The sequence below is a fragment of the Mycobacterium sp. genome, assembly GCF_035603715.1.
Classification (GTDB): domain Bacteria; phylum Actinomycetota; class Actinomycetes; order Mycobacteriales; family Mycobacteriaceae; genus Mycobacterium.
Genome location: NZ_DATNJW010000437.1, coordinates 1 through 3204 on the forward strand (window position 1 = coordinate 1; position 3204 = coordinate 3204).

The 3204-nt window shown below is 67.4% G+C and carries 3 protein-coding genes; all 3 read left to right on the forward strand.

Annotation, left to right across the window (positions count from 1 at the left end; translation table 11 throughout):
• The first annotated feature begins 1 nt into the window (after position 1).
• Complete coding sequence (gene yajC / locus VN856_RS18105) at positions 2-331, forward strand: preprotein translocase subunit YajC (RefSeq protein ID WP_325691494.1); 330 nt, start codon at positions 2-4, stop codon at positions 329-331.
• Between the two features lie 121 nt (positions 332-452).
• Positions 453-2396 carry a protein translocase subunit SecD gene (secD, locus tag VN856_RS18110; RefSeq protein ID WP_325691496.1) on the forward strand — a complete coding sequence of 648 codons (1944 nt, stop codon included), beginning with the start codon at positions 453-455 and terminating at the stop codon, positions 2394-2396.
• Positions 2397-2400: 4 nt separating this feature from the next.
• Positions 2401-3204 (forward strand): protein translocase subunit SecF (gene secF, locus VN856_RS18115; protein WP_325691498.1); only part of this gene is annotated, 804 nt, incomplete at its 3' end.

Here is a 3204-nt window from a genome sequence, read left to right on the forward strand (position 1 = left end):
CATGAACCAAGCAATTACCTTCCTGCCGATGCTCGCCATCCTGGGGGTGTTCATGTTCTTCGCCTCGCGGCGGCAGAAGCGCGCGATGCAGGCCACCATCGACCTGCACGAGTCGCTGCGGATCGGGGACCAGGTGCAAACCACCTCCGGGCTGCACGCCACCATCAAGCGCATCACCGACGACACGGTGGACCTCGAGATCGCCCCCGGCGTGGTGACAACCTGGGTCAAGCTGGCGATTAGGGACCGGATCGAGCCCGAGATCCAGGACACTGGGGCCGACGAGGTTGGCGATCTGGCCGACGACCCGGGGCGACTGCCCAACGACTGAGGTCGGTGACGCGGCACGTACCCTTTTCGGTGCGGTCGAACTGATCGGCGCGCGAGGGGCGGACGGCGGAGTGGCGACCTGCAACGACGCGCATCGCGCATGAGCGGAGGAGACTCAACACGTGGCATCGCCTTCGGCGCCGGTGCACCCTAGCCGCTACCTGGCGGTGTTCCTGGTTCTGCTCATCGGCGCCTACCTGCTGGTGTTCCTCACCGGCAACAAGCATGCCGACGCGAAGCTCGGCATCGATTTGCAAGGTGGCACCCGGGTCACCTTGACCGCGCGGACGCCGGACGGGTCGCGGCCGAGCCGGGAGGCGTTGTCGCAGGCCCAACAGATCATCAGCGCCCGCGTCAACGGGCTCGGTGTCTCGGGTTCTGAGGTCATCGTCGACGGCGACAACCTGGTCATCACGGTCCCGGGAACGGACGGCAACGAGGCACGCAATCTCGGCCAGACCGCACGGCTGTACATCCGTCCGGTCATCAACGCACTTCCTGTCGACAGCGCTGGGATGCAGGGCGGCCCGCGGTTGCCCGCGCCGCGCGGCGGGCTGCCCAATGGTGGGGCACCGGGCGGGCCTGCACCAGGCGGACAGCCCGGTCTACCCGCGCCCGGCCTGAACCCGAACGCCCCGGCACCAGGTGCGGCGCCGGGCCACGGGCCAGCGGTGCCGCCCGGTAACGGCCCAGGAGGCGCACTGGCGCCCGGTGGCTTGCCGCTACTGCCTGACCAGCCGCTCGTCCCGCCACAGCCCAGGCCGTATCCACTGGACGCGCCGTCACCCGCCCCGACGCCACCCCCGGGGCCGTCCACCGCACGGCCCACGGCCACCGCGCCGGCGCCGTCGAACGCGCCCGCTTCGTCGACCGCAGCGGCGCCGCCGGAAGCCCCGTTGCTTCCGCCGATTCAGCCGGGGCCGCCAGATCCGCGGAAAGACCTCGCCGAGCGCATCGCCAAAGAGCGCGAGTGGCGACAGAGCACCAACAAGGGCGTGCAGTTCCTGGCCCTGCAATACGAAGCCACTCGGTGCTTCCAGGAAGACATCCTGGCCGGCAACGACGATCCCGAGCTACCACTGGTGACCTGCGACACCCAACACAAGCAGGCCTACCTGCTGGCGCCGTCGATCATCAGCGGCGATCAGATCGAGAACGCCAGTTCGGGGATGGACCAGCACAGCGGCGGCTACATCGTCGACCTGCAGTTCAGGAGCGGCGCGGCCAACACCTGGGCGGACTTCACCGCCGCCCACATCGGCACCCAAACCGCCTTCACGCTGGACTCACAGGTGGTGAGCGCACCGCAGATCCGGGAGGCCATCCCCGGCGGCCGCACCCAGATCACCGGTGGCGACCCGCCGTTCACGGCGAGCTCGGCGCGTGAGCTCGCCAACGTTCTCAAATACGGCTCGCTGCCGCTGTCGTTCGAGTCGTCAGAAGCCCAAACCGTCTCGGCCACACTGGGATTGACATCGCTGCACGCGGGCCTGATCGCCGGCGCGATCGGGCTGGGGCTGGTCCTGCTGTACTCACTGCTGTACTACCGCGCCCTGGGACTGCTGACGGCCTTGTCGTTGAGTGCCTCCGGCGCAATGGTTTTCGCGATCCTGGTGCTGCTTGGCCGATATATCAACTACACCCTGGACCTGGCCGGTATCGCAGGCCTGATCATCGGTATCGGCACGACCGCCGACTCGTTCGTGGTGTTCTTCGAGCGCATCAAAGACGAGATCCGCGAAGGCAAATCGTTCCGGTCGGCGATTCCCCGCGGCTGGGGGCGCGCCCGCAAGACGATCCTGTCGGGTAACGCCGTGACGTTCCTGGCCGCCGCCGTGCTGTACTTCCTGGCCATCGGCCAGGTGAAGGGCTTCGCGTTCACCCTGGGGCTCACGACGGCGCTGGACACCGTCGTGGTGTTCTTGGTGACCTGGCCGCTGCTCTACCTGGCGGGCAACTCGAAGACGTTGGCGAAGCCGGCATTCAACGGCCTGGGCGCGGTCCAGCAGGTCGCGCGCGAGCGGCGGGCCGCGACCGCCGGGGCCTACTCGACGGGACGGGGGTAGCGAGATGGCGGACACGACCGGCACCGACGACACGACTGCCGTCGAAATCGGCACGGCCACCGCAAAAGTGGTCCGCCCGAGTGGCGATGACACCGGCTCGCTGCCGCACCACGGCTTCTTCTCGCGCCTCTACACCGGTACCGGCGCGTTCGAGGTCATCGGTCGCCGCCGGCTGTGGTACGGCATCAGCGGGGTGATCGTCGGGATCGCGATCGCCAGCATCCTGATCCGCGGATTCACCTTCGGCATCGACTTCAAGGGCGGCACCACGATGTCGTTCCAGCGCGGCGATGCAACCGTCAGCCAGGTCGAGCAGGTCTTCCGGGAGACGCTGGGCCATGACCCGGAATCGGTGGTCGTCGTCGGTAGCGGCTCGTCGGCCACCGTGCAGATTCGGTCGGAGACGTTGCCCCAGGACAAGACCGAAAAGCTGCGCAATGCGCTGTTCGACAAGTACCACCCCAAGGGCGCCGACGGTCAGCCCAGCAAGCTGGCCATTTCTGACTCGGCGGTGTCGTCGACGTGGGGCGGGCAGATCACCAAAAAGGCGGTCATCGCCCTGGTGGTGTTCCTGGTGCTGGTCAGCCTGTACATCACCGTCCGGTACGAGCGCTATATGGCGATCTCCGCGCTGACGACGATGGTCTTCGACTTGACCGTGACCGCCGGGATCTACTCGCTGGTGGGCTTCGAAGTCACCCCGGCCACCGTCATCGGTCTGCTGACGATTCTGGGTTTCTCGCTGTACGACACCGTGATCGTCTTCGACAAGGTCGAGGAGAACACCCACGCCTTCCAGCACACCGCC

What these genes read in the sequence shown, in the direction of transcription:
- yajC (WP_325691494.1), top strand. Translation starts at nt 2, where the DNA reads ATGAACCAAGCAATTACCTTCCTGCCGATGCTCGCCATCCTGGGGGTG.